This window comes from Haladaptatus litoreus (genome assembly GCF_900156425.1).
In the GTDB taxonomy this organism is placed as follows: domain Archaea; phylum Halobacteriota; class Halobacteria; order Halobacteriales; family Haladaptataceae; genus Haladaptatus; species Haladaptatus litoreus.
Genome location: NZ_FTNO01000005.1, coordinates 34,024 through 59,772, shown reverse-complemented (window position 1 = coordinate 59,772; position 25,749 = coordinate 34,024). Strand labels below are relative to the sequence as shown.

Genomic DNA, 25,749 nt, shown 5'->3' with positions numbered 1-25,749 from the left:
GCGACGAGGATAGACGAAGAGATTTCTGAATAGCTCTCCAGGAAGACATACAGATTTTTAAAAATCCATTCTCGGAGGGAGTCCGTAGATAGGAGATAAATCGTCTTCCGTACAGTGGTTATCTGGATAGATATCTAGAAAGACATCCACAAAGATAGCTATCTGGACACCTATTTGTATAGTTTGACTCATTTGTCTGACGAGAATTTATGAGTGGTAAGCGTATAACGACCGACTGTATGAAACGAGCCATCACACTGTGGAGCGAGTCCGGCGGGGTCGGTAAGACGACCATGGCGACCAACGTGGCCGCCGCGTTGGGACGGCGAGGCGAACGGGTTCTCGTGGTTGATTTAGACCCCCAACTGGGAAGTTTGACCGACCACGTCGGCTACCAAGAACTGAAAACGGGCGACCGCGACCATCTCGGTCACGTTCTGCTGGACGATGAAAAGGACATTCGTTCGCTCATCGTCGAAACTGCAGATTTCGACCTCGTTCCGTCGCACGAGGGACTGGCAAATATCGAAAGCGAAATGGCCGCCAGAAACACCTCGCTTCGGGAATTCCAACTCCGTTCCGCGCTGAAAACCGTCGCGGGCGACTACGACTACTTTATCATCGACCCGCCCGCGACGTTGAACGTTCTCGTTGACAACGCGCTGGTCGCAGCGCGGAACGTTCTCATTCCAATCGAGCTTACGCGGAAAGGGAGCATCTCCATCGAAGGACTCGAAGACACCCTCGACAGCATGGAACGTGGGTTTCAGAAGTTCGACGATAGTTTTAAACTCGGCATTCTCGCCGTCGTTCCGAACGAAGTCGGCGATTCTAACATCTACCGCGACACGCGGGACGAGTTGGAAGCAGGTGGAAAGCCGGTGACTCCCTTCGGCGTGCGAAAACGGGACGTGTTGAAAGAAGCATGGAAAGGGCAGATGAATCTGTTCGAGTTCGCGGAAAGCGAGGAAACCCGTGACCTGCGAGAGTACGAAAAAGATCTACTTGCGAACTTCGAACAGTTGGCACGAATCGTCGAACAGGGAACCGTGGATGTGGAGGTAGAAGCATGACCAAAGACGACCGTTACGGCGCGACCGACGACGACTACGGCGACGATTATGGGGAGTATTCCGAGACGGAATCGAAGACGGTAGCCGAGTCGGGTACGGGAGATTCGAAATCGGAATCCTCGAATGCGGGTGGAAACGCCGAAACCAACGGCAATGCTGGAGCCGACACACTGCCGTTCATCTTCGCGCGGCGAACCGTGAAGGCCGACCGCGAGGCGATGCCTGTGTACGTTCAGGACACAACCGCAGGAGAAATTAGCGACCTCGAACGGGAGCTGAGTCAACGATTCGATGGTGACAAAGTGATGGCGCTGGACGTTCGAGAAGCCCTCATGCGTGCCGGACTGGAGAACATGGACGACGTTCAAAGAGTGATGGAAGAGTGGGGATACGGGCGTCGGTAAGTCGTTTCTTTCCGTTGGTTATCTAGATATATTTCTAAAGAGTTTTCCAGATAGATTGTTAGATATAAATACGGGTAGATATTCAGATATTCAGAGATGAATATGAGCATCAAACTGGGAGAATATTGCGAAGAAAGTCGATCTGTGACGGTTTTGTAAACGAGTGTTGTGGATAACGTGCAATAATATTGGTCTCGACATATTTCTAACCCGTTCAGATGAGCGACAAAGCAATTGTCAGCAGGACAATCGACGCTTACGAAACTCGTCGAACGAGTCGCCTGAAACACTCTTTATCCTCCGCTTCGTTGAGGCGGATACCAGATGGGATTTCATACGTTCGACCCCGAAAAAGCCGAAAAGCTCGAAGACGCAGAGCGATATCGGTTCGTCTCCCGCGAGGAGTTGGTGGGCAACCTCAAACTCGCCGGTGCGGAAACCGTCGCAGACCTCGGAAGCGGAACCGGATTCTACACCGACGATGTTGCCCCATTCGCCGGGGAATTGTTCGCCGTCGATGTGCAGGACGCGATGCACGAACATTACCGCGCGAAGGGAGTCCCCGAAAACGTCTCGCTCGTCACGGCGGACGTCGCCGACGTGCCGTTTTCGGACGGCGAACTCGACGCCGTATTTTCGACTATGACCTTCCACGAGTTCGCTGGCGACGAGCAACTCGCGGAGGTTGCGCGTAGTCTCAAGCCGGGCGGTCGATTCGTCATCGCGGACTGGACTGCCGAGGGACGGGGCGAAAGCGGCCCTCCAGTGGACGAGCGGTACGACCTCGAAACGGCGTGCGAACTGCTGGAAACCGTCGGGTTCGAAATCGAATACGAATCCGAGCGACCGGAAACGTTCCTGCTCGTGGCATCCGCTTGAATCGGTTACTCGTGAATCAGTAATAATCGATAAAATAGACGTATTGAGTCGAGCGACGGGAAAGCGACGAATTCTCCAAATTGACAATTTATGGAAATATATACTGTATTTCGCAATATCGTTTGAGCGAGGACAATTTACTACTAACACAATCGGAGAATAGATGACACATCAGCCATCTAACTATCATATGACTATTCCGAACTACGGTGAAAAGTACGATGCGGTCGCACTGTTTTCACCATCAGAGGCAATCGAGGAGCATGATGGCGATGTCGAGGCGGAAGTTCCAAAAGCCATCATCATCACCTTTCAGAAAGGTTTTTTGAGGATGTTATCGCGGAGCGAGCAGGTGACCCGATACATCTCGTCCGTAGTCAGAAGGTGTACCCGCTGGACGAAATGGTCGGTATCGTCGGTGATTTCGGCATCGGCGCACCTATGACGGCGACCATCACGGAGAATCTGATTGCGGCGGGTGTCGAAGTCCTCTGCATCGTCGGCGGAAGCGCGGGACTCCAGCGTTCTATCGGGCCGACAGACGTGATACTCGCAGACGAAGCGATTCGTGACGAGGGCGTGTCGTATCACTATCTCCCACCGGAGCAGGAGGCGAAACCGACCATCGAACTCGTCGAACGCCTCGAACGGGAGTACGTCGATTCCGGCTTCGAGACGCACCGCGGAACCACGTGGACGACCAGCGCATTCTACCGCGAAACCGTCGCCGAAATCGAACAGTACGTCGAGGACGGCGTGGTCAGCATCGAGATGGAGGCCGCCGCGCTGTTCGCGGTCGCCGAGTATCGCGGCGTGGACGCGGCGGCAGTGTTCGACATCGGCGACCTCATCACGGAAGAAGAATGGAATTCGGGCGTAGAGTACGAAACCATCCTCCCGAAAATGCTCGACCCGGCAGTTGCGGCGCTGCGCGACCATCTCGAAGATGGAAAGCAAAGCAAGCAAAGCGACGCCCCCAATACACCTTAGCAGACACCCGTCGCATCGCAGAACATGGGTGGAGAAAACGCGAAAAGCATCTGTCCGTTCTGCGGCGTCGGCTGTGGCGTCTTGCGAGCGGATTCCGGAAAGGGACGAGGATGGAAAGCACCCGTAAATCGTCGTGGTGAACTCTGTCCGAAAGGGGTGGCCGCCTACGACGTGTTAGAACACGACGACCGACTGACCGAACCGCAGGTTCGGGAAGACGGCGACCTCATTAGCGTTTCGTGGGACGAGGCGTTTGCCCGAATCGAAACCGAGTTCGGTCGCATCGTAGCCGACCACGGGCCGGACGCGCTGGGGTTTTTCGCCTCCTCGGGGTGTACGAACGAGGAAAACTACATCCTTCAAAAACTGGCTCGCGTTCTCGGGACGAACAACGTCGATAACTGCGCGCGACTCTGTCACTCCTCCACCGTCGCCGCGATGCAGTCGCGGTTCGGCGCGGGCGCGATGACGAACACGCTTTCTGACCTCACGGAAGCGGACTGCTTTCTCGTCTGTGGTTCGAACCCCGCGGAACAGCATCCGATAATTTTCAGTTCGTATCTCGCGCCAGCAGTGAACGAGGGAACCACGCTGATTCACATCGACCCGCGAGAAAACCGAACGACGGAGCTTGCAGACCATCATCTCCCTGTCAAGCCGGGATACGACATTCCGCTGTTGAACGCGATGTGTGCCGTGATTTTCGAGGATGGGCTGGAAAATACGAAATTTCTCCGGGAGCGCGTCTCCGACGTTTCTGCGTTTCGGGAGTTCATTTCGGGAATCGACCCGCACGAACAGGCGGAAGTCGCGGGAGTAGACCCGGATGAACTCCGGACAGTCGCACGAATCTACGCCAGTGCCGACCGCTCCGCGGCGTTTACCGGCATGGGAATGAGTCAGCACCGATACGGAACCGCGAACGTTCACGCCCTGCTCAACCTCGCGCTCGTGACCGGCAACGTGGGAAAGCGCGGAACCGGCGTCAATCCGCTTCGGGGGAAGAACAACGTGCAGGGGGCGAGCGACGTGGGTGCCTTACCGGACGTGCTACCCGGCTATCGGCCCGTGACGGACGGCGACGCTCGCGCGGAAATCGCGGACGCTTGGGGCGTCGAACCGCCAGCCAAACCGGGACTGACGGAAGTCGAGATGACCCACGAGTTCGGCGACGGGATTCGCGGCGCGTTCGTCTTCGGTGAAAATATCGGCGCGACAGAGCCGAACGCGAACCGCATCTCGCGGGAACTCGATTCGCTCGACTGTCTCGTCGTGCAGGAGATTTTTCCGAACGAAACGACCGCACACGCGGACGTAGTTTTACCAGCGAGTTCGTGGGCCGAAAAGGCCGGAACCGTCACGAACACCGACCGGCAGGTTCAGCGAATGCGCCCGACCAGCGACCCACCGGGAAACGCGCGCACCGACCTCGACATCCTCTGCGAGTTAAGCGGGCGACTGGCGAATCTGACCGACGAACCGTTCGACTACGACGAACCAGAGGCGGTTTTTGCGGAATTGACGCGGGTGACGCCGCAGTACGCGGGAATGAGCTATGCAGGAATCGGCGAGAAAAGTCAACGCTGGCCGTTTCCGAAGGGTGCAGACGAAGACAGTGGAGGAATTGGCGTCCTCCACCGCGAGCGATTTTCGAGCGGTGCGCGCCGCGCACCGCTCGTGCCGGTCGAACACGTCGAACTGGTGGACGAAGAGAATGGGGAAGATGGGAAAAACAGCGGACGCAAACCGCTCGTTTTGACGACTGGACGAGTTATCGAGCATTTCAACAGCGGCGTCGTGACCCGGCGGAGTGACGTACTGACACATCTCCGAAGCACCGACGCCCTGCAAATCCATCCGAACGACGCCGCAGAGAGAGGTATCGAAGACGGGAATCGCGTCGTCGTAGAGAACGAAAATGGGAGAGTTGAGGCTTCCGTGGCGGTTACACCGTCGATTCGTCCCGGCGTCGTCTTCCTCACGTTCCACTTCGCCGAGCGGCTGGTCAACCGACTGACCGGCGACGAACTCGACCCGGAATCGAAGATTCCGACGTACAAGCACGTGCCGGTTTACGTGAGGCGACTGGAGTGAAGTAATGAGGCAAAATCAAGACACAAAAAATACATATTTTGCAGTTATCTATCTGGGTATGACCGACGTATTCCTCCTGAAACAAAAAATCGAACCGGGAAAGACGGAGCGCTGTAAGGAATTAATCGCAGAGTTGATGAATCGCGTTGATTCGGACGTGAGCGAAATATTGGAAACAGAAGGGGTGTACACCGAATCAGTCTTCATCGAGCAAGGAAGCGACGACGAATATCTCGTGTGGTATTTCGAGGCCGAGGATGCGGCCCGCGTCGGCGAAATGTGGGAAGAACCGGCGGAAACGGGTATCGAGGGCGAAATCGAGGATGGAAAATCGGTGCTGGCGGAAGTGCTCGAAAATCCAGCGGAGTGGGGCGAAGATGATTTCGAACTCCTCCAGCACTTGGTAAATCCAAACCGATAGTGGCGGTTCGTGCTCTCGGCGAGGAGCGAATCAGTACGAGTCTTGTTACTCGAAAATAGTGACGAATGTAAACAGGTGACACACTTAACCGTGGTCACCCCTAACGCTAGGTGAACCCGGCGAATAGGACTTGTATCACCCGCCGGAACGGAGTATGAACGAACAGAACACATACGAACAGTTGTACGAGGAAACGATTCCGTCGGTCGTCTCGATTTACGTCACGCCGCAAAACGTGGCAGAAGGAATACGAACCGGTGCAGGGTCGGGATTCGTGTACGACCACGACGGGCACGTCGTCACCAACCAGCACGTCGTCGGGGAAGCAAGCGAGGTAGAACTCCGGTTCAGCGATGGCGATTGGCGTACCGGAAACGTCGTCGGACGGGATATCAACACCGACCTCGCAGTCGTGCAGGTGGCGGATTTGCCGGACTACGCACACCCGCTTTCGATTGCGACTGGCGAGCCAAAACCGGGCCAACGGGTCGCCGCACTCGGCAATCCGATGGGGTTGGATGGAACCATCACTGCGGGCATCGTCAGCGGGACGAACCGCTCACTTCCGACCGGGAACGGGTTTGCCATCCCCGACACGGTGCAGACCGACGCCGCCATCAATCCCGGCAACAGCGGCGGCCCGCTGGTGACGCTCGATGGCGAAGTGGTCGGAGTCAATCGAGCGAGACAGGGAGACGGCATCGGTTTCGCCATCTCCGCAGCCATCGTCGCGCGGGTCGTCCCCGACCTCGTCGAGGACGGTCACTACCGCCACCCGTACCTCAAAATATCGACCATCGACGTTTCACCGCTCGTCGCCGAAGCGAACGGACTCGCCGAACCCAACGGCGTCCTCGTCGTGGACGTGCGTCTCGGTCCCGCGAGCGGCGCGTTCATCGGCTGCGAAACGGTTCGCGAACTGCGCGGGCGTGAAATTCCCGTCGGTGGAGACGTTATCGTCGGCGTCGATGGACGGTCGATTCGCTCGCACGAAGAGCTGATGCGGTATCTCATCACCGAAACTCGGCCCGGAGAACGAGTCGAAGTGGCGTTGATTCGAGATGGAAAACAAATGAATGAATGGGTTACGCTCGGTGAACGCCCCAGACGCTCCAGTCGAGAACGTATCGGAATCTCTGTGAAATGAAATCACCGTGAGATGGAATCGCTGTGAAACAGAGTAGGATATGGGGAAAAGATAAGAAAAAATGAGGGAAGGATGAGGAAAGGATGAGGAAAGGATGAAAAGAAAGGAACAGCGGAAATAGTGGGGTTAATTCGAGTGGCAGTTGTCGCGGAAACAGCGGAAATAGTGGGGTAGAGCGGGTGCAGTTAAGATAGAGTGGGTGCAGTGTGGAGTATAGCCAGTGCAGTTCGAAGAACGCGTGCCCGCCGGTGAACGGAGACGTTCAGGTTTCTCGGTCGTCGAGAAGTGACTGATAGTACGGACGAATACTCTCGTGCACTCCGGCGAGTTCGATGGTTTCTTCCAATGCACTAACCACGAGTTGGAGGTCTTGTTTCAGCGCGTGCTCGCGGTATTTGCCACCGGACATTCCTTCGTTTTTTTCGGTCGAAGAGATGACGCCGAGCATTGCGAGGTCTGCAAGGTGGTCACGCATTCGTCTGCTCGTCAATGCCTCGGTTCCGATGTGACTACACAGTTGTTCGTATCGCGGACGAATATCCCGCGAGCGAGCAGGGGTGTTTCCCTCGGCTTCGATGGACGTGAGTGCGTACAGAATGAGTCGCGCGTGCTGGGTGAGGTCGGCGACACCCTCCATGATTCGGTCGCGTTCGAGTTTCCGCCGTGCCTCCTGAACGTGTTTATCCACGACCTGTTCCGCCGCGTCTTTTCGAGCGAGGTCGCCTGCTTCGAGAAGCAAGTCGAGTGCCTGCCGAGCGTCACCGGCGTCTTGTGCACCGTAGGCCGCACAAAGTGGAATAACGTCGTCCGCGAGGGCGTTGTCGTGGAACGCGACTTGGTCGCGCTGGTGAAGCACTTTCTGTAGTTCGCTTGCGTTGTACGGCGGAAACGAAACTTCCTTTTCACAGAGCGAAGAGCGAACTTTCGCCGAAAGAGAGTCGCGGAACGAGAGGTCGTTGCTGATGCCGATGAGGCCGATTTTGGCGTGTTCGAGGTAGCCGTTACTCCGGGCGCGTGGAATCTGATAGAGGATGGAGTTGTCGTTGATGTGGTCAACCTCGTCTAACACGATGATGATGGTTCCACCGAGTTTGTCGAGTTCATCCCAGAGAAAGCTGTACACTTGTGCCTGCGGATAGCCCGTGTTGCTGATTTGGTCGGCGGGGTCGCGGAGCGTATTCACGAGCCGAACCGCAACTTGATAGCTCGAATTGAGTCCGTCGCAGTTGATTTCGATGACAGAAAGCGAAATGTCGTCGTATCTGGCGGCGTCCTCCTGGAGTTGGTTCAGAAGGAATCGCGTCGCAGCGGTTTTCCCGACCCCGCTTTTTCCGTAGAGAAAGATATTCGACGGCGCTTCTCCGTTGATAATCGGTTGCAGGGCGGCGTGATACTCTTCGAGTTCGTCGTCCCGCCCGACAAGATTGTTGGGCGTGTACTCCTCCAGTAATGCGTCCCGGTTTTTGTAGAGAGAGTTATCCCGGTCGAAACTAAACGATGACATTGCAAGATTGTTTCACGGAAGAGCATATAAAAGTGGGGCGTCCGTTGTTTCTTCTGTTTATCCAGGTATAAATAATCACTGGTTTCGGAGGAGAGTGATGTTTCCGGTGTTTTCGTCCTCTTCGTTCGACTGCCACCGACTAGCACGACTGACCGACCAGTACGACTGCGACTGAGCGCTTGCGATTTTATAACCGATATAACCGATTCATGGCGCAACGATTCGAGGATTCATCAAATCGTTTACACTGATAAATGCACGTTGTCTTCCTTTCTTTCCTCTCGCTTCTGTACTTCTCTCCTCTTGCTTATGTTACCTTTCTCTCTCTTCGATCACTTTCGTTCTTTCCACGTTAGTTCCGCGTCCCTGCCCATCCACGCATCCAAGGGCGAAACGCGTAGAACAACGGAAACAGTGGGGGTGCCGGGTGGATGTCTTTGTCGGGAAGTGAGAGTAGGGACGCTTTCGCGGTAGAAGACGGAGAATTCGAGATATGGAGTTGTCGTGAAGGAACAGTTTTGTTTATAAAGACACACCCACCCCACTATTTCCTGTGTCTAGTTGGGTGGGAGTGGGTGGGGTGGTGAAAAGGGATTTACTAGAACGACAGGTTTATACAAATAGATATATAACCATATCCGTAGTGGGTAAATTCAGAACTAATTAAAATTGCTTCAATAAATATATACTCTAGAGATCAGACTATAGTTTTCGAGATTCACCTTTTTCTCGTCTCCAACAATATAAATGGGAGAATATGAATTTATCACCGTTATCACCGACTATTGGTTCATTGTCGTGCAAATAACCGTGGGTTGCATCTATCAAATCGGGTTTCGCAACAAATATCGACAATTTTCCTCCGTGTTCAACAGTTCCCCCATTCCCACCTCCGCTCTCACCCCCTACCCACCTTCTTCCCAAAACAGCGGAAATCATGGGGTGGGTGTTATTGTTGGTTGTTAACATACAACATTTACTACACAGCTTTGTGACCTGCCGCAATCCTGCATTCGACCTATATCCGATACTGTATAAGATTGACTCTTGTCTGGTTGCAGAAATCGATGCTCCCAAAGATACAGATGCTCTATAACTGTAGTTGTTTTAGAACCGTGAATTGTAGAAGACCGCGACTCTCGAAATCTGGTTCTCCGAGAACCTTCGAACCGCTGAAATCGCTCTTTTGCTCGACCGGTTCAATCGCTCCGTTGACTGTCTATACAGTACCCTCACCCGACTGAACAGCGGAAATCATGGTGTTGAGACGAAACGACGCTATCCGAAAAACAGCGGAAATCGTGGGGTGGGAGGGTTTGGCCTGACGAACTGTCCGACGGTGGGCGACATGGTCGCCCACCTACGTCGATGAAAGAACTACTATTACGCTACTCTTCTGGTAGCGGCTGTGCTCCCATCGATCTACTCATATCGCGGCTTCGTCTTGAACGTCCGGAACCGAGCGAAGGAGCGAAACGTTCCGATTCCGACGAACTTCTAGCCTGTAGCACCGGATACCATTGTGAACTCTCACGAATGTTAGAAATGCTCTTTCCGGGTGTCTCCAACACGGACTATCGCGAATAGCTCCGCTACAATCGAACCGAAAAACAGCGGAAACAGTGGTGTTTGTGTAATGGTGATTTATCTGATGACAATACGCTATCTACGGCTATTCGGTATATTTCTGTTGCAGATTCACACTACATAAACAGAGTAAATGTAACAGCATGTCGAAGACGGCGAAGGTAGGCAGTGAAAATAATGGTGTGCGTGGTAAAAACAGCGGAAATAACGGTGTATTCGTCTTAAATTAGTTCTGCTCGACTTCCAGAATGCGGGCGTCACAGCCCTCGCAAGTCGCCGCCACGACTTTCATCGAACGACAGCAGGACTCGACGGTTTCCTGTTCTGCAGTAATCATCTCGCCACATTCCGGGCACGTTTCGAGGAAGATTCGGAGGCCGCTCAGGATTCGGCTCTGGTTGTCAACGGAGAGTTCGTCCCAGTCGCCGTAGCGGTCGGACAGTTCACGCGCTGCGGCGAGGTCGGCGACTAGTGCGGCGTGGGACTCCCACTGTCCGAGGCGGCGGCCGTCGATTCGAGCGAGGAAGGCGCTCTCGTGCTCCTCGAACTCCAACTCCTCTTCGTTGGCATCGAGGATACGACTCAGGTCGCTTTTTTCCGCACCCTCTTCGAGGACGCGCTCCATGTTCTCCTGCCACGCCGTCTGGAATTCGTCATCGAGACAGAGGTCGTCGATTTCTTCACAGGGTTCGATGACGTTCGCTTCCGTGAGCACCTCTTCCGGTTCACGGTCGGTTTCTTTCGGCGTCTGCGTCGGCGTCCCCATCTCGCTTTTGTCGAACATTCGGAGCAACCAATCGGGGAAATACGTCTTCGTCAGCGTCGGCGTTCCGGGAACGAGATAGCCCCGGAGGTAGATGGCCGCCATACTGAACATAAAAAAGGCGATACCGATTGGCATCGCCGCAAACGTCAGCGCTGTGCTGACGACCACGGCGATTGTCACGTTCACAATCGTGCAGGGAGTGCAACGATTTTCTCCCACGTATTCCGGTTGTCTGAACCGGTCGATGAATCCCGGTAGTTGTGTACTCATTTCGTTCCTACTATTTTGCTTCATCATTATATACTTATTGTTGAACTAGTTCGATAGCAGATAAAAACGGTCAGACGACGGGAAACAGCACTGCAGGTAGAAACGTTCAGACAACGGGAAACAGCACTCAATTACAGCCGGAGATTCTACCTGCTCGGCGATTCGGCTCGTCGGAGCCGAATCGTTACGACACTTCCACGTGGTTCGTTGGTGCCGAACGTGAGTTCACCGTCGAACTTGCCGACGACCCAGTTCGTCAGCCACAGGCCGAGTCCGCTCCCGTGTTGGAGCGCGGTTTCCCGTCCTTCGATGAGAACCAACTGTTCTTCTTTCGGGATTCCCGGCCCGTTGTCCGAGATGATTATCTCCGTCCAGTTTTCTCTCTCCGAATCCACGGCTGTCACCGAAAGCGTTACGACTGGGTCGTCCCGGTCGTTGTGTTCGATTGCGTTCTCTACGACTTCGTTGACGACTGTATTTAGCGTTTTGTCTCCGTAGACCCACGCGGTGTTGGGTAGTTCGGTGGAAAGAACGACGTTTGGATACGACTCCTGAAGGTCGGAACAGGCGCGTTCGATGATGCTGGTGATTTCTACGGCCGTTCCCGTTTGACCGCTTCTGTCGAGTGTTTTCCCAACCTCGCGGGCCTTCTCGCTGATGTTGATTAACTCGGTCGCTTTTCGCTTTATGATTTCTGCGCTCTTCGCCGCCCCCGGAACGGCTTCCTTGATGTTGTCCGCGTGCCCGAGTACGACGTTCAGGTCGTTCCGGAGATTGTGCCGGAGAATACGGTTGAACACCTGCAATCGCTGTTCTCGTCGCACCAATTCCTGTCGCGTTCGAACCGAATTTATCGCGTAGGCCATACTGTTTCCGAACTTCGAAAGCACCTGTCGTTCCGTTTCGTCAAACGCATGTGGATGGTCGGCATAGACGTTCAGAACGCCGTAAAGGGAATTTTCGTACCGGAGCGGTATGGCTGCCTTGGAGTGATACCCGCGTTCGAGCGCCTTTTCGCGCCAGTGTTCTAGCGAGGAGTCGGATGTCTCTGGCTCTCCTGTGCGAACTATCTCTTGTCTCTCTTTTGTGCAATCTGTGTCGGTTCCACCGGGAATATCCACTTTTGAAAAGCCATCACCCGCAATATCCTGTGCAGTCTGTATTTCACCGGTTTCTAATGCGCGGGAAATCGGATCACCGGTTTCCAGTGCGCGGGAAACTGGCTTCGACTCGTTTTCTTCCGCGTCGGTGCGGAACACTGCGTCGAGATAGCCTGCTTCGGTTCCGGCGGAAAACCGTGGTGTGATACATCCGTCTTCTACTTTCCCTACCCACGCGAACAGATAGGACTCGGAGTCGGCGAGGCGTTCGCAGACGGATTGTTCGATATCCTCTCGCGTGGACGCTTCGAGGAGCGATTGGCTCACGTCCCAAATAAGGTCGTTGATGGTTATCTGTCGCCGAACTGCTTTCTCCGCGCGGCGGTGGGCGACCGCGTTTTCGATTCGATTGGCGAGCGCGACGAACTGCCGCCGTCCGTCGCCTTTTTGCAGGTAGTCGGTGACCCCGGCCGAGATGGCTCTACTGGCGGTGTTTTCGCTTCCACCGCCGGTCATGAGAATAAACGGTAGTTCCGAACGTATCTCCCTGACGGCATCCAGCAGTTCAAGCCCGTTCATCCCCGGCATCTCGTAGTCACTAACGACGCAATCGAACTGCTCCTCTTTCAGCCGACTGAGGGCGTCGCATGGGGCGTTTTCGGTGTGAACTTCTACGTCGTCGAGTTCCTGCTGGAGGATGTCCGACGCAACCGTTGCGAAGAACTCGTTGTCCTCGACGTGAAGCACCCGAATCGGGCGACGTTCCATTCTACACTACTGGTCTTGTATGTGACCAATAAATAACTTTGTCCTGCTCCTCTCTTTTTACTCGCTAATATCATCTGGCTGTTACCAACAATATCAATTGAAATACACTAAGATGTCTCTTTACAAACTTTCATCGTCTCTTTTCACAGTTCAACAAAATTTGTCATTTATCGTCTCTCTCGTTTTTCTTTCTCCTCTCTTCTCCTCCCTCGTCAGTCGCGACGTTCCGGCCCGACCGGAACTTCGCCAAACGACGGGGCGTCCGCGTTCTCTGGGGCAGCCCATTCGACGGCGTTTTCGAGAATCTGTCGTATCTCCGTCTGCCGATAGATGGGATACGTTTCGTGACCCGGTCGAAAGTAGAAAATTCGACCCGACCCGCGACGGTAACAACAACCGCTTCGGAACACTTCGCCGCCTTCGAACCAACTCGTGAAGACGAGTTCGTCCGGCGCGGGAACGTCGAACCGTTCGCCGTACATCTCCGCCTCCGGAACGACGACTTGCTCGCCGACTCCCCGTGCAATCGGATGGTTCGGTTCCACCGTCCAGAGTCGTTCCCGCTCGCCCTCGTTTCGCCATTTCAGGTCGCAGGTCGTTCCCATGAGTCGTTTGAAGATTTTCGAGAAATGGCCCGAATGGAGGACGATGAGGCCCATCCCGTCGAGAACGCGCGTTTGGACTCGGTTTACGACCTCGTCCGCCACCTCTTCGTGGGCGGCGTGCCCCCACCACGTCAGTACGTCCGTGTCATCGAGCACGGCCTCGGTGAGGCCGTGCTCCGGTTCGTCCAGCGTGGCGGTTTCCACGTCGAAGCCGCGCGATTCGAACAGTTCCGCGAGAACTGCGTGGATTCCCTCCGGATAACACTCTTCTGCCGCTCCGCCCTCTCGCTCGTGTCGAAATTCGTTCCACACCGTGACGCGTGGTTTGCTCATGGGATACACCTCTCCCGAGAGCCGATTCACTGTTTCGGAATCTCGGTATTTTGGAACGTGATTCGGCAGTAGTGCCACCACTGCCGTTTATTCTCCTTCCCTGCGAACTCCATTCATGGAACCACGAATTAGCATCGTCACGCTCGGCGTCTCCGACCTCGACGAATCCATCCAGTTCTATCGAGACGGCCTCTCGCTTCCGATGGACGACCGCGAACCGGACGCTTCAATCGCCTTCTTCGAGATGTCGGGTATGAAGCTCTCGCTCTACCCGCGCGAACTGCTCGCCGAGGATGCGACAGTTTCCCACGGTGTCGGCGAGTTCGACGGAATCACACTCGCGCACAACGTCGAATCCAAAGACGCGGTTGACGACGTGCTCGGCGAGGCGGTTTCCGCGGGTGGCGAACTCGTAAAACCGGCGCAAGAGGCGGATTGGGGCGGCTACTCCGGTTACTTTGCTGACCCGGACGGCCACCTCTGGGAAGTCGCGTGGAATCCGTACTGGGAGTTTTAAACTCCCGTCGATACAACGCTCCTACTCTTCCGACACCTCGTCATCTTCCCACCCTTCGCTGTAAACGCGTTCGTCGGAAACGCCGATGTCCGCGAGTTTCTCCTTCGTATCCACGACCATCCCCGGAACGCCGCAGACGTAAAAATCGGTTTCCTCGGGCGACGAAACGACTTCCTCGATGTGCTCTTGAACGTGCCCAGTTTTCCCGTCCCAGTCTTCTTCAGAAAGCGAGTAGACCACAGTCAGATTCTCGTGCGCCGATTCGAGTTGGTCGAGTGTTTCCCGAAACATAACGTTTTCTTGCGCTTTCTCGCCGTAGAGGAACGTCGCTTCTCCGTCACCTTCGCGGAGATACTGTTTCAACATCGCCATCATCGGCGTGATTCCGGTGCCGGTCGAGACGAACGCCACGTCGGAATCCGTATTCCGAAGGTAGAGGTTTCCGTCCAAATCCTCGATTTGAATGGTGTCTCCGGGTTCTCGCTCGTGCATGTACACCGACGCGGTTCCGTCGTCGTACTGCTTTATCGCCAGCGTGATGCTATCCGTTCCGGGTCGCGTCACCGCGGTGTAGGGCCGAACCACTTCGTCGTCGTCCTCTTCGAAATGGAGGTGGGTGTGCTGGCCGGGTCGGAAATCGAACTCGTCGTCGGCGACGAGTTCGAACTGCTTTACCTGCGGCGTCATTTGATGAATCGACGTGATTTCGACTTCGCGCATGACCAGTCTCTCGTCGGTGACTCGTGTAAATGAATTGGCCAACACGTCCGCACGAGTTGTCCGCCTCCACTCGCCGAGTTGAGTTTCGCCGAATACGCAAGCAGAGTGCATAACCGGTTCGGATGACTTATTTACTCTATGACTGAGTATGCAGACCTCTCCAACGTTCCTCGAAACAAACGCGGTTCAATCCGACGAGTGCGAAAGCTAAGCAATCTGTTGGACGAAGCGTTTCGCGTCCCCGGCACGAACTTCCGATTCGGACTCGACCCCGTGATGGGCATTTTGCCGGTCGGCGGCGACGTGGCGTCCGCCCTGATTTCCCTCTACATCGTCTTCGAGGGCTATCTGATGGGCGTCCCTCGGCACACACTCGCCCGGATGCTGATGAACATCCTCATCGACACCTTCGGCGGGTCTGTGCCACTCCTCGGGTCGTTGTTTGACGCCGGATGGAAGGCGAACGTGCGAAATCGAAAACTGCTCGAAAAACACGTCGGAAACGTCTAACCTTCCGGTTCGAACGCGCCGACTCGGACTACTCTTCGAGTTCGAGCGTTACGTCTTTCGCCTCGAAATCCTCGATGAACGACCCGGAACCGCCGATGCTCACCTCTCCTTCTTCGGTTTCGAGGACGAGCGCGGTTTCGACCGGAAAGGCGTTCGACGCCGGTTCGACGAGCCCCTGCCGAACATCGACGATTTTTCCCTCGACGGTCACCGGGCCGTTTTTCTCGCCGACTGGCCGTGCGCGAACACGCGCGAGAACCGGGTGATTTCCTCGGCGGTGAAGTGTCGCGTGCAAAACTGCATGGCGAAAGTCGTGGAACGTCCGCGGAAGCTTCGCCGGAGCGGTTGCGTACACCTCGTTCGCCATCGGCCAGTAGTTCCCGAGAAACGACCCGACGAGGACGGGAACGAGCTGTTCCTGTGCGAACGTAATCGCCTGTTTGTCGCTGTTCGAGCGAACTATCATCTCGGTCGGTGCGACGAGGCCGAACCGCTGGTCGACTGTCAGCGTCGTGGGCATCGGTTCGCGCCACGCACGCGCGGCGCTGGCGAGTCCTTCGAACTCCGATGCGTCGATGTCTTCGTGGTGGATGCCACTGACGACGAGCAAGACGAGGACGCCGCGTTCGACCGCCGCACCGAGTTCGTTCGCCACCTCTGGGAGGTGTTCGTAAGGAATCGAGAGCGTGATTTCCTCGTTCGCTTCCGCCAGTCTGTCTTCGATTCGCTTGATGACGGTAACCCGGGATTTGATGACCTCGAACTGGTCGGGGTCGCTGGTCGTCGCCGAAAACCGCGCGTCTAACGCCGGGCGCATCGTCTCCACTCGGTCGGACAGCGTCCCGATGACCTGTTCCGGCGGGTTCGCGCGAATCATCGTGGGCACCACGTGGTCGTTGACTTCCACGAAACCCCGCTCGGCCAACTTTTCGCTGGTGCTGTAGACGTAGCGTTTCGAGACGCCAGCATCGTCGGCGATGGTGCTGGCTTTCGCCTCGCCTTGTTCCAAAATCGCGAGATACGTATCGACTTCCTTCTCCGAAAGACCGAACTGCCGAAGCAGGTCGGAGAGCGTGCGGTCGTCCATTCGTTGTCCGGTCTTCTCCGTGAAAGTATAAACTTCACTCGGTGACGCGAGCGACGACGACGCTTTCGACCGTGAATTTCGTTCTGCTGTTGTCGTCTTCCGCGGCCACTTCGCCGTCTCTGTCTTCTGTGCCCGCAATCCCCTCGCCTGTCACGAGATTCACGTCCTCGATTGCTGTATCCACAGTCACCTCTCGCGCCGATTCGCCGAAGTTCAGGACGACGACTGCGCGCGAGTCCGTAGACTCGCGCGTGAACGCGACGACGTTCTCCGAGTCGCATTCAAATTCTACCTGCTCCACTGCTCCATCACGCAGAACCGGATACTCGTCGCGCAGTTCGCTCAGCGCGCGATGGAACGCAGTCAACTCGTCGTCGCCGTGTTCCCACTGCATCGTTCCACGGTACTCGGTCATGCCGCGTTCCTGCCCGTAGTAAATCATCGGTGCGCCCGGAAGCGTGAACGTCGCGGCAGTCGCGGCTTTCAGTGCGTCTCGACCGCACTCGTCCAGATAGCGTGATTCGTCGTGGTTTTCGACGTATCTGAGGTGTACTGCACTGTCGGGGAATCCAACGCGCCCGGCGTCTTCCAGCGCGTCGAAAATCGCGGTGGCAGGTCTCTCACCCTGTCCGATTTCACGCAGAGTGTGATACAGTGTCGTGTCGTAGTGCATCGTGAACTCGCCTTCGTGGTAGTCGGGGTCGCGCGGAATCGTCTCGTCCAGCAGGAGGAAATCGTCCGGAACCCGCTCCGCGACTTCCTTCCAGAACTCGTGTGGCACGCCCCACGCCACGTCGCATCGGAAACCATCGACCATTCCGGCCCACTCGTCAACCACGTCGAGGAGCAATCGGCGTACCGCGAGCGAATCGAAGTTGAAGTTCGGAATCTGCTCCCAGTTGAAGTAGCGTTGTGCGCGCTTCTCGCCGGTCTCTTCGTCTGTCTCCCAGACGTACCAATCCCTGTATTCCGGCACCCCTGCCGCGCTCATCTGGAACGCGGGATGGTCGCGCGAGGAGTGGTTGATGACGAGGTCGAAGATGACTCGAATGTCGGCCTCGTGGCACCGAGAAACGAAGGACGCGAACTCCTCGCGCGTGCCGAGGTCGTCCGCGGTTTCGAAGTAGTTCGTCGTGTGGTATCCGTGGTCGGTCGGACTGCCCAAAATCGGCGTCAACCAGACACAGTCCACGTTCAGCGATTCGAGGTAGGGAACTCGACGTTCCAGTTCCGTGAAGGTCGTATCCACCGTTTCGCCCGCGAACGACCTGACGAAAATCTCGTACACTGTCGGCGATTCGGCCCACTCCGGCGCGTCGTTGGGGCTTCGGATTTCGCGCTCCCGAACTTTTTCCTCTTTTCCCTCGGCGATTTCCACGCAGTCGGCGACGCTGTGGCGCTCGCCGACTGCGACGGCGTGAACTCGAATTTCGTCCCCGTTCTCCTCGCGGGAAAGCCGGAGGCTTCGCTGGTTTCGGACGACCGAGACGCTGTCTCGGTCGTCCGCTGTGCCCTCCACGTAAAACTCCGTTTTTAGTTCGTCGTCCGAAAATTCGCTATTCGGTGCCGAACTCGCTTCTGCCGAAATTACGATTTCGTCGCCGTCGAGTTCACTATCCAAACGAATCCGTGGCCGCCCCGGCCCCGGAACCGTCAGGGTGTCCTGCACCTGTTCGGTAAGGTCGTCGTTCATCAGGAATCCGTAGGGGTAGTCACCCGGCGGAAGTCGGGTTTCGAAGACGTAGCGCCCGTCCTCGAAGGTCGGGCGATTTCTTCCGACCAGATGCTCGTTGAACGGCCCGGCGATGCAGATGGAATCGAGTTCCGCCTGCGGAATCGGGAGGTCGCTGACGGGCAGTTCGAACCGCGCGGTTCGACGCTCGTCGGGAAACGCGCGCACGAGTCGGTGGCTGTCGTCTTCTGTCCCGGAGAGACAAAGCCGATAGACGCCGGGTTCGTCGGGTTCGAAGTGAACGACCGGTGAATCACCGACCGTCGCCGAACTCTCGTCCGGCCGACTTTCGACCGACCATTCGTACTCCGATTCCGGATTCGGGTCACGAGGCGCGAGTTCGACCGCCTCGCCGACGGAGGTAAACCGCGGTGGGGCTAATTCGTGCATACTCGACACACCTCACGCAGGGGGTAACAACGTTTGGAATTTTGTTAATCTGTGAACGATTATTTCACCAAGTATTTTAGTACAGCCACTCGTGGTGCAACTGATGACGCTCCGCGACACCCTCGCAGACTACAAGCGCCATCGTGGGAGTGAGACACGCTTCCCCGGTGAGCGCAGGACGCCCGCAGGCCGGTTTTCCGGCCTTGATGCCCGACTCGTTCACGTCGTCCCGGACGGTTCGCTCCGCGACTACTCTTACCCCCTATCCGGGCAGTACGGAATCGACCGCTCCCGATTCGGGGTTCGACGCGACGGCGAGACGACGTGGTTCGACAGCGACGACATCGACTCCACACAGCGATACGACGGCGAAACCGCACTCGTCGTCACCGAACACGAAGCGGACGACTGGTCGGTGACGCAGTACGATTTGACGATTTCGGACGCCCATGTCACGCACTTCGTTTCGGATGGTTTCCCCAACGAGTCCGCCGAACTGGTCGCCTATCTCGGCTTCGCGCCCGACGGCCGTGACGACCGAATCGGGCAACTGCGACACGGCGACGTAATCGAGATGTTCCACGCAGACGAACACGACTACCTCGCAATCAGCCCCGAACCGGAAGCAATCCACGGGCAGGTGCCGACCGATTTCGCCTCTCTCGTCTCCGACCGGGCAACGGAGGTTCCCCAAACCGACGAGGCCGGGCGATATGAGGAGAGCAGACTCAGCGGCGAACTCGTCGTTCCGGTTGTACTGACTAGCGAAGGCGACGAAGACGACGAAGGCGTGACCTTCGTCTCGCTTCTCGCCGACCACGGTGAAACGCTGCGTGAGGATGCTCTCGACCGAATCCGTGAACTCGCCGAAAAATACGATTCGTCCGAGGAAATTCAGACCGCCGCGGCGGAACAGATTCCGAAACGGCCCAACACGCCCGAAAACGAAGCAGTCGTTTCCGATTTGCGCGTCCTCTCGCTCCTTTCGGCGGACACCGGGGCGCGAATCGCCGGGCCGGATTTCGACCCGTTCTACGCCTACTCCGGCGGGTACGGCTACACGTGGTTTCGCGACGACGGGGAGATTTCGCGCTTCCTGCTCGCGTCCGACAGCCACTTCGGCCTCTCGCTTTCGGACTGGCACGCCCGAAGCGCGCAGTTCTACTGCGACACCCAGCACGAGGACGGAACGTGGCCCCACCGCGTCTGGCCCCGCGACGGAACCATCGCGCCCGGTTGGGCCAACGCCCGTATCGAGGCGGGAGACGGTGCAGATTATCAGGCCGACCAGACGGGTAGCGTCATCGCGTTCCTCGCGAGCTATCTCCGCGACGGCGACGTGGATTCGGCACTCGAATCCGAAATTCGGACGACCCTCGACTCCGCTCTCGACGGACTGGACGACACCCTCGAATCGGACGGCCTGCCAATTCACTGCCAGAACGCGTGGGAGAACATGACTGGACGATTTGCCCACACCGCCGCGACATACCTCGAAGCCTACGCCACACTCGCCAGCGCGCCACTCGACACGGAACTCAGCGAGCGCGTGAAATCGCAGGCGGAGGCGGTTCTGTCCGGACTCGACAATCTCTGGACGGGCGAGTTCTACGCCCTTCGACTGGACGACGGCGAGATTGACGCTCGCCTCGATTCCAGCGCCCTTGCCCTCGCTGGCGCACATCGCGCTTACTCCCAAGTTGCCGACCTCGATGCAGAACAGGTTGACCGTCTCGTTTCCCACACAGAGGCCGTTTTGGACGGCCTCTGGCGCGACCCGGCGGAAAGCGATATTCGCGGCCTCGCGCGATTCGACGAGGACGACTGGCGAAAGCGCGAGCAGGACGAATCGAAAATCTGGACGGTTTCGACCGCGTGGGGTGCCAACGCTGCGGCGGAACTCGCCCACCTGCTGTCGGCGCGCGACGACGCGCGCGCCGACGAGTTCGCGCGTCGGTCGCGCGAACTCCTCTCGCTCCTCCTGCCCGACGGCCCGCTCTGTGCTGATTCCGGCTACCTGCCCGAGCAGTTCTTCGACGTGGGTGCGGCGGACAGCGCGACACCGCTCGGATGGCCGCATGCGATTCGACTGGCGACGGTGGCGTCACTGGACGAACACGGTGTGCTGGAAGCAGAAGAAGTGAAAACGGCGCTGGACTGAAAGCGGCGTTCGACTCCGATAGATTCGACCCTCAGACCGACGCTTTCGCGCTTTCTTTCTCGTCAGCAACGACTTTCCCGTTCTCGCTGTCGAAGACGTGCACGTCGTCTTCCGCAAACGTCACCTGAATCCTGTCGCCCGGTGCGGGTTCCACGTCGGAACCGACGCGAGCGATGAAATCCTCCGCGAGGTCGAGGTAGAGGTAGTTGTCGCTCCCGATGGGTTCCACAACTTCGACAGTGGTTTCGAGGACGTTTCGTTCCTCGCCTGTTGCGGGGAACACGTCCTCGGGTCGGATGCCGACCGTGAACTGTTCGTTCGCACTTTCGATTCGCCCGGAGAAAGAAGACGAGAGGTGACAGGAAAAGTCGCCCTCGCCGTCCCTGAGCACGACTTCGCCCGAATCGTTCGTCGCGCGAACGTCGATGAAGTTCATGCTCGGCGACCCGACGAATCCGCCGACGAAACTGTTCGTCGGATTCTCGTAGACGGTGGTCGGCGCGCCCATCTGTTGCAGTTCGCCGTCGCGGAGGATGACGATTCGGTCGCCCATCGTCATCGCCTCCTCTTGGTCGTGCGTGACGTACACCGCGGTGATACCGAGCTCCTGCTGGATGCGCTGGATTTCGGTGCGCATCGTGGTGCGGAGTTTCGCGTCGAGGTTGCTTAGCGGTTCGTCGAACAGGAAGATGTCGGGTTCGCGCACGATTGCGCGGCCGAGGGCAACGCGCTGTTTCTGCCCGCCGGAGAGTTCGTCGGGTTTGTCGTCCAACAAATCCTCGATGCCCATCATCTCGGCGGCCTCGTAGACGCGCTCGTAGCGCTCGTCTTTCGAGAGGTCGGTGCTCATCCGCAGGCCGAACGACATGTTCTCCTCGACGGTTTTGTGTGGATAGAGCGCGTAGTTCTGGAACACCATCGCCACGTCGCGGTTTTTCGCGTGCACGTCGGTCACGTCGTCGTCGCCGATGTAGATGTTGCCGGAGGTGGCGCGTTCCAGTCCGGCAATCATCCTGAGGGTCGTCGTCTTTCCACACCCCGACGGGCCGACGAGGGTGACGAACTCGCCGTCCTCGATATCGAGGTTCAGGTCGTCCACCGCGACGATTTGGCCGCGGTCGAACTCCTTTCTGAGGTTCTTCAGTCGAAGGCTTGCCATTACTTCGTGTGGTGTCGTGCCACGGTAAAGTCCTTTCCCATCGTACTAAATCCGTGATGTGATTTTTCATACTGCTTTTGAGACGCCGAAAACCGGCGGATGTGAGGGCAATGTGAGTCCGTGCCATTCAAAAGGACACGAAAATACCTAAGGATTAAATACGTGAAGTCATATTTCATAACGGATAAACCGATGTCATACCCACGGCGACGATTCATCCAAACTGGCGGTGCATTGGCTGGTGCAACCTTGGCTGGCTGTATCAGCGTAAACGACGGCAACTCGGACGACGACACGTCAGGAGACGGTTCCGGGGATGGCGATTCCTCCGGCGGAACTGCGCAACTCTGGCATTCGCGCCCGAAAGGCCCGAAGAAGAATTTGGAGGAGAACGTTGGAACGTTCGGCAGCGAGACGGAGTTCGCGATACAACTCTCCGAGATTTCGGAACTCGAAAAGAAGTTGGAAAACGCGATTCCGGCGGGCAAAGGCCCCCACATGTTCCAGTGGGCGCACGACTGGATTGGCGAATATCAGCCATCCGGCTTCCTCTCCGACCAGAAAAGCGACCTGTCCGTCGACCTCGAATCGACGTACACGGATGCCGCCGCGAAGGCGGTGCAGTTCAACGGCGAAGTTCTCGGCCTGCCGTGGGCCGCGGAGACGGTCAGCCTGCTCTACAACAAGGAACTGGTGGACGAACCGCCGGAGACGGTGGCCGACATGCAGTCCATCATGGACGAACATCACGACCCAGGCAACGGAAAATACGGACTTTCGTTCCCCATCGACCCGTACTTCATCAGCGGCTACGTGCAGGCGTTCGGCGGATTCTACTACGACGAACAGAACGACGAACTCGGTCTAACGAACGAAAAGACCCTGCAGGGATTCCGATTCGTCCGCGACGAACTGATGAAATACATCCCGAAAGACCACGCCTACGACCCGCAGGCCGCGGTGTTCAACGAAGGTAACGCCCCGTTCGCAATCAACGGCCCATGGTTCCTCGGCACCGTTCGTGATTCCGACCTCGATGTCGGTGTCGCACCGCTTCCGAAACCTGAGGGCGGAGAGCCGAAGCCGTACACGACCGTCAAAATGTGGTACTTCTCGAAGAAGATGAACGACGGCGGAAAGAGCGCCGAGGCCGCGCGGAAATTCGCCGAGTGGCACACCACGAACACGGACGTTCTCTCCGCGCTCGCCGACCAACATGGATTCATTCCGGTTCACCAAGACCTCGCCGGGAGCGACGAACTGTCCGCCGCAACCAAGGCCTACTCACAGACTGTCCAGATGGGCGAACCTATTCCGACGCACAAGCACATGGCCAGCGTTTGGGACCCACTCAAAAACGCCTTCACGAAGGTTGCTAAGGGTAATCAGGACGCCAAACCGGCGTTCCAGCAGGCCGAGAAGACCATCAAACAGAACTGGGACTAACACCACACACCCACCATTTCAATGAGTATTCGCTCGACGTTCTCACGCGGCGCGCAAGCGCTCGAAAATCCGGTGTTCGACCGGGACGACCTGCCCCTGCTCCTCGTACTGCCAGGGCTGTTTCTGTTCTCGGCGTTCATGTTCTACCCCATTGCGTACTCGGTGTACCTCTCGTTCACCGACGCGACGAACGTGACGCTGTTCAACCAGTCCTTTTCGTTCATCGGATTCGACAACTACATGCAGGTGTTGTTCGGCACGCCGCACTTCACCCTCGACCTGTTCGGCTATCGAACGCAACTCCCCATCAATGCGAGTTTCTGGAACTCGATGGGCGTTTCGTGGCTGTTCGTGTTCACGAGCGTGACGCTCAAAATCGCGCTCAGCATCGCCATCGCGCTCGTTCTGACCAACGAACACGTCGTCGGTCGGCGCTACATGCGCTCGTTCATCATCATCCCGATGGGGCTTCCGGCCATCTTCACCATCACCGTCTGGCGGGGCATCTTCAGCAACGCCCAGTACGGGTTGGCGAACCAACTGCTCGAAATAATCAACCTCCAGCCGATACTGTGGCTGGACGAACGCTGGACAGCGTTCCTCGCCTACAACATCACGGAAGCGTGGCTGGCCTACCCGTTCATGGTCATCATCATCGTGAGCGCGCTTCAGGACGTTCCCGAGGAACTCCACGACGCGGCGATGGTTGACGGCGCGGGATTCTTCTCCCGATTCCTGCACGTTACGCTCCCGTCCATCAAACGGCCAGTTCTGTTCGCATCCATCCTGACGGCGGCGGCGTCGTTCCAGCAGTTCCTCATCCCGTTCGTGATGAACAAGGGCGGCCCGCTCCGGCAGAACGAACTGCTCATCGTGTACGGCTACCGTGAAGCGTTTCGCTTCGACCAGTACGGCATGGGTGCCGCCATCATGACGCTGACGCTCATCGTCATCAGCGGCTTCATGTTCCTGAACGTCAAGCGCGGCCGCCTCGCGGAGGGGGTGAACGAATGAGCGCCGACGGCATTTCAGGAAAATTAGCCGAAGACGTGAAACACGTTCTCGGCGCGCCGGTTCGCGCCGGTGAGACGGTTCGGTACACCATCGTCGGCTTGCAAAACGGCGACGTTCCGCCGCGACGGGTGGCAGCGAAAGTCCTCGCCACCTCGTCCGCACTGCTGATGATAGGCGCGCTCCTGTTCCCGATTTACTGGATTTTCCTCGCCTCGCTGTCGGGCGGCGGCGGGTCGTTGTATTCGTCCAGCGGGATTCGGCTCTGGCCGAAAAATCCGTCCCCGGACGCCTACCTCTGGGTTCTCGGCGGGATGGAGATTCCGAGCACCGAAATCGCCATCGGCCTGCTCGGCTACGAAATTGCGCTGAACACGCCGGGCATCTCGACCACTGTGGACTGCGCCCAGTACGGCGGTTGTTCGGACTTCCCGGTGTTCCTCTGGAACAGCCTCACGGTTGCGATTCCGACGGTCATCCTGACAATGTGCATCGTCGTCCCGGCGGCCTACGCGCTGTCGCGTCGGAAGTTCATCTTCCGCTCGAAAATTTTGTACGGCTACGTCCTGTTCACGCAGGTCGGCGGCGGCTTGGGCGTCGCCGCGCTCATCGCGCTGTACGCCACGTTCGTTCAGGTCGGACTGGACAACAGCAAACTCGCGCTGTCGGCGTACTACGCCGCGACTGCCGTGCCGTTCAACACGTGGCTATTGAAAACGTACATGGACAGCATTCCGACCTCCTACGAGGAGGCGGCGATGATGGACGGCGCGTCCTCGTGGCGAATCGTCTGGGAAATCATCCTCCCGCTGTCGAAGGCCGGACTGGCAACCGTGCTGGTCTTCAGTTTCCTCGCTGGATGGACGGAGTTCATTGTCGCGCAACTCCTGCTCGACGCGGACAAGTACACGCTTCCGGTGGGACTGTACAGCCTCGTCGGCAAGTATTCGACGCCGTGGGCGCGCTTTTCGGCCTTCGCGTTGACCTTCGCCACGCCCATCATGCTGGTGTATCTGTTCGCACAGCGCTACATCGAAAGCGGTCTGTCCTTCGGCGGGATGGAAGGATAAGGAAA

The 25,749-nt window shown here is 57.2% G+C and carries 21 protein-coding genes; 13 read left to right on the top strand and 8 right to left on the bottom strand.

Annotated features, from left to right (window positions below; translation table 11 throughout):
- Positions 1 to 239 precede the first annotated feature (239 nt).
- The 7 genes from BW974_RS18310 to BW974_RS18280 all read left to right on the top strand — a co-directional run bounded on the left by BW974_RS18310 (position 240) and on the right by BW974_RS18280 (position 7,008).
- On the top strand, positions 240 to 1,073 hold the full coding sequence (locus BW974_RS18310; protein WP_076431689.1) for a ParA family protein: 834 nt from the start codon (positions 240 to 242) through the stop codon (positions 1,071 to 1,073).
- Positions 1,070 to 1,477, top strand: a complete 408-nt coding sequence (locus BW974_RS18305) for a DUF7970 domain-containing protein (protein WP_076431688.1) — start codon at positions 1,070 to 1,072, stop codon at positions 1,475 to 1,477. Before BW974_RS18310 ends, BW974_RS18305 begins: the two co-directional genes overlap by 4 nt.
- Positions 1,478 to 1,801: 324 nt before the next feature.
- Positions 1,802 to 2,356, top strand: coding sequence for a class I SAM-dependent methyltransferase (locus BW974_RS18300; RefSeq protein ID WP_076431687.1), 555 nt, complete (start codon positions 1,802 to 1,804; stop codon positions 2,354 to 2,356).
- A 384-nt stretch (positions 2,357 to 2,740) separates the two neighbouring features.
- Positions 2,741 to 3,346, top strand: a complete 606-nt coding sequence (locus tag BW974_RS18295) for a nucleoside phosphorylase (RefSeq protein ID WP_245800186.1) — start codon at positions 2,741 to 2,743, stop codon at positions 3,344 to 3,346.
- A 24-nt stretch (positions 3,347 to 3,370) separates the two neighbouring features.
- Positions 3,371 to 5,440 (top strand): molybdopterin oxidoreductase family protein, encoded by a 2,070-nt coding sequence (locus BW974_RS18290; RefSeq protein WP_076431686.1) that lies wholly within the window; start codon positions 3,371 to 3,373, stop codon positions 5,438 to 5,440.
- Positions 5,441 to 5,498: 58 nt separating this feature from the next.
- A complete protein-coding gene (locus tag BW974_RS18285; RefSeq protein ID WP_076431685.1) occupies positions 5,499 to 5,861 on the top strand; it encodes a DUF6176 family protein in 363 nt (120 codons plus the stop codon).
- A gap of 154 nt (positions 5,862 to 6,015) precedes the next feature.
- Positions 6,016 to 7,008 carry a S1C family serine protease gene (locus tag BW974_RS18280; RefSeq protein ID WP_084186379.1) on the top strand — a complete coding sequence of 331 codons (993 nt, stop codon included), beginning with the start codon at positions 6,016 to 6,018 and terminating at the stop codon, positions 7,006 to 7,008.
- Between the two features lie 262 nt (positions 7,009 to 7,270).
- Here BW974_RS18280 and BW974_RS18275 read toward each other — a convergent pair whose 3' ends face one another.
- From BW974_RS18275 to BW974_RS18260, 4 genes are all read right to left on the bottom strand, one after another.
- On the bottom strand, positions 7,271 to 8,512 hold the full coding sequence (locus BW974_RS18275) for an orc1/cdc6 family replication initiation protein (RefSeq protein WP_076431683.1): 1,242 nt from the start codon (positions 8,510 to 8,512) through the stop codon (positions 7,271 to 7,273).
- A gap of 1,813 nt (positions 8,513 to 10,325) precedes the next feature.
- Positions 10,326 to 11,135 (bottom strand): DUF8054 domain-containing protein, encoded by an 810-nt coding sequence (locus tag BW974_RS18270; protein ID WP_139328934.1) that lies wholly within the window; start codon positions 11,133 to 11,135, stop codon positions 10,326 to 10,328.
- A gap of 146 nt (positions 11,136 to 11,281) precedes the next feature.
- Positions 11,282 to 13,003, bottom strand: a complete 1,722-nt coding sequence (locus BW974_RS18265; protein WP_076431681.1) for a hybrid sensor histidine kinase/response regulator — start codon at positions 13,001 to 13,003, stop codon at positions 11,282 to 11,284.
- Between the two features lie 212 nt (positions 13,004 to 13,215).
- Positions 13,216 to 13,941, bottom strand: a complete 726-nt coding sequence (locus tag BW974_RS18260) for a ThuA domain-containing protein (RefSeq protein WP_076432223.1) — start codon at positions 13,939 to 13,941, stop codon at positions 13,216 to 13,218.
- Positions 13,942 to 14,056: 115 nt separating this feature from the next.
- Between BW974_RS18260 and BW974_RS18255 the strand changes: the two genes are divergently transcribed.
- On the top strand, positions 14,057 to 14,458 hold the full coding sequence (locus tag BW974_RS18255; protein ID WP_076431680.1) for a VOC family protein: 402 nt from the start codon (positions 14,057 to 14,059) through the stop codon (positions 14,456 to 14,458).
- Between the two features lie 21 nt (positions 14,459 to 14,479).
- On the opposite strand, the gene BW974_RS18250 is transcribed toward BW974_RS18255, so the two are convergent.
- A complete protein-coding gene (locus BW974_RS18250) occupies positions 14,480 to 15,178 on the bottom strand; it encodes a ferredoxin--NADP reductase (protein ID WP_076431679.1) in 699 nt (232 codons plus the stop codon).
- A gap of 138 nt (positions 15,179 to 15,316) precedes the next feature.
- On the opposite strand from BW974_RS18250, the gene BW974_RS18245 reads away from it, so the two are divergent.
- Positions 15,317 to 15,688: a DUF4112 domain-containing protein gene (locus BW974_RS18245; RefSeq protein ID WP_076431678.1), complete on the top strand. Its 372-nt coding sequence runs from the start codon at positions 15,317 to 15,319 to the stop codon at positions 15,686 to 15,688.
- 28 nt (positions 15,689 to 15,716) lie between these two features.
- On the opposite strand, the gene BW974_RS18240 is transcribed toward BW974_RS18245, so the two are convergent.
- On the bottom strand, positions 15,717 to 16,775 hold the full coding sequence (locus BW974_RS18240) for a TrmB family transcriptional regulator (RefSeq protein WP_076431677.1): 1,059 nt from the start codon (positions 16,773 to 16,775) through the stop codon (positions 15,717 to 15,719).
- Positions 16,776 to 16,809: 34 nt separating this feature from the next.
- Positions 16,810 to 18,897 carry an alpha-amylase family glycosyl hydrolase gene (locus BW974_RS18235; RefSeq protein WP_076431676.1) on the bottom strand — a complete coding sequence of 696 codons (2,088 nt, stop codon included), beginning with the start codon at positions 18,895 to 18,897 and terminating at the stop codon, positions 16,810 to 16,812.
- A 103-nt stretch (positions 18,898 to 19,000) separates the two neighbouring features.
- On the opposite strand from BW974_RS18235, the gene BW974_RS18230 reads away from it, so the two are divergent.
- Positions 19,001 to 21,058 (top strand): DUF7997 domain-containing protein, encoded by a 2,058-nt coding sequence (locus tag BW974_RS18230; protein WP_076431675.1) that lies wholly within the window; start codon positions 19,001 to 19,003, stop codon positions 21,056 to 21,058.
- A gap of 31 nt (positions 21,059 to 21,089) precedes the next feature.
- On the opposite strand, the gene BW974_RS18225 is transcribed toward BW974_RS18230, so the two are convergent.
- On the bottom strand, positions 21,090 to 22,217 hold the full coding sequence (locus tag BW974_RS18225) for an ABC transporter ATP-binding protein (RefSeq protein WP_076431674.1): 1,128 nt from the start codon (positions 22,215 to 22,217) through the stop codon (positions 21,090 to 21,092).
- 192 nt (positions 22,218 to 22,409) lie between these two features.
- Here BW974_RS18225 and BW974_RS18220 point away from each other — a divergent pair, with 192 nt between their 5' ends.
- From BW974_RS18220 to BW974_RS18210, 3 genes are read left to right on the top strand one after another with little or no spacing between them, the layout of a single operon-like run.
- Complete coding sequence (locus BW974_RS18220; RefSeq protein ID WP_076431673.1) at positions 22,410 to 23,663, top strand: extracellular solute-binding protein; 1,254 nt, start codon at positions 22,410 to 22,412, stop codon at positions 23,661 to 23,663.
- Between the two features lie 21 nt (positions 23,664 to 23,684).
- Positions 23,685 to 24,677 (top strand): carbohydrate ABC transporter permease, encoded by a 993-nt coding sequence (locus BW974_RS18215; protein ID WP_076431672.1) that lies wholly within the window; start codon positions 23,685 to 23,687, stop codon positions 24,675 to 24,677.
- Positions 24,674 to 25,744 carry a sugar ABC transporter permease gene (locus tag BW974_RS18210; RefSeq protein ID WP_076431671.1) on the top strand — a complete coding sequence of 357 codons (1,071 nt, stop codon included), beginning with the start codon at positions 24,674 to 24,676 and terminating at the stop codon, positions 25,742 to 25,744. Before BW974_RS18215 ends, BW974_RS18210 begins: the two co-directional genes overlap by 4 nt.
- Positions 25,745 to 25,749 lie beyond the last annotated feature (5 nt).

What these genes read in the sequence shown, in the direction of transcription:
- BW974_RS18250 (WP_076431679.1), bottom strand. Translation starts at nt 15,178, where the DNA reads ATGCGCGAAGTCGAAATCACGTCGATTCATCAAATGACGCCGCAGGTA.
- BW974_RS18265 (WP_076431681.1), bottom strand. Translation starts at nt 13,003, where the DNA reads ATGGAACGTCGCCCGATTCGGGTGCTTCACGTCGAGGACAACGAGTTC.
- BW974_RS18310 (WP_076431689.1), top strand. Translation starts at nt 240, where the DNA reads ATGAAACGAGCCATCACACTGTGGAGCGAGTCCGGCGGGGTCGGTAAG.
- BW974_RS18275 (WP_076431683.1), bottom strand. Translation starts at nt 8,512, where the DNA reads ATGTCATCGTTTAGTTTCGACCGGGATAACTCTCTCTACAAAAACCGG.
- BW974_RS18280 (WP_084186379.1), top strand. Translation starts at nt 6,016, where the DNA reads ATGAACGAACAGAACACATACGAACAGTTGTACGAGGAAACGATTCCG.
- BW974_RS18220 (WP_076431673.1), top strand. Translation starts at nt 22,410, where the DNA reads ATGTCATACCCACGGCGACGATTCATCCAAACTGGCGGTGCATTGGCT.
- BW974_RS18230 (WP_076431675.1), top strand. Translation starts at nt 19,001, where the DNA reads ATGACGCTCCGCGACACCCTCGCAGACTACAAGCGCCATCGTGGGAGT.
- BW974_RS18210 (WP_076431671.1), top strand. Translation starts at nt 24,674, where the DNA reads ATGAGCGCCGACGGCATTTCAGGAAAATTAGCCGAAGACGTGAAACAC.
- BW974_RS18255 (WP_076431680.1), top strand. Translation starts at nt 14,057, where the DNA reads ATGGAACCACGAATTAGCATCGTCACGCTCGGCGTCTCCGACCTCGAC.
- BW974_RS18300 (WP_076431687.1), top strand. Translation starts at nt 1,802, where the DNA reads ATGGGATTTCATACGTTCGACCCCGAAAAAGCCGAAAAGCTCGAAGAC.
- BW974_RS18270 (WP_139328934.1), bottom strand. Translation starts at nt 11,135, where the DNA reads ATGAGTACACAACTACCGGGATTCATCGACCGGTTCAGACAACCGGAA.
- BW974_RS18260 (WP_076432223.1), bottom strand. Translation starts at nt 13,941, where the DNA reads ATGAGCAAACCACGCGTCACGGTGTGGAACGAATTTCGACACGAGCGA.
- BW974_RS18215 (WP_076431672.1), top strand. Translation starts at nt 23,685, where the DNA reads ATGAGTATTCGCTCGACGTTCTCACGCGGCGCGCAAGCGCTCGAAAAT.
- BW974_RS18240 (WP_076431677.1), bottom strand. Translation starts at nt 16,775, where the DNA reads ATGGACGACCGCACGCTCTCCGACCTGCTTCGGCAGTTCGGTCTTTCG.
- BW974_RS18235 (WP_076431676.1), bottom strand. Translation starts at nt 18,897, where the DNA reads ATGCACGAATTAGCCCCACCGCGGTTTACCTCCGTCGGCGAGGCGGTC.
- BW974_RS18285 (WP_076431685.1), top strand. Translation starts at nt 5,499, where the DNA reads ATGACCGACGTATTCCTCCTGAAACAAAAAATCGAACCGGGAAAGACG.
- BW974_RS18305 (WP_076431688.1), top strand. Translation starts at nt 1,070, where the DNA reads ATGACCAAAGACGACCGTTACGGCGCGACCGACGACGACTACGGCGAC.
- BW974_RS18245 (WP_076431678.1), top strand. Translation starts at nt 15,317, where the DNA reads ATGACTGAGTATGCAGACCTCTCCAACGTTCCTCGAAACAAACGCGGT.
- BW974_RS18225 (WP_076431674.1), bottom strand. Translation starts at nt 22,217, where the DNA reads ATGGCAAGCCTTCGACTGAAGAACCTCAGAAAGGAGTTCGACCGCGGC.
- BW974_RS18290 (WP_076431686.1), top strand. Translation starts at nt 3,371, where the DNA reads ATGGGTGGAGAAAACGCGAAAAGCATCTGTCCGTTCTGCGGCGTCGGC.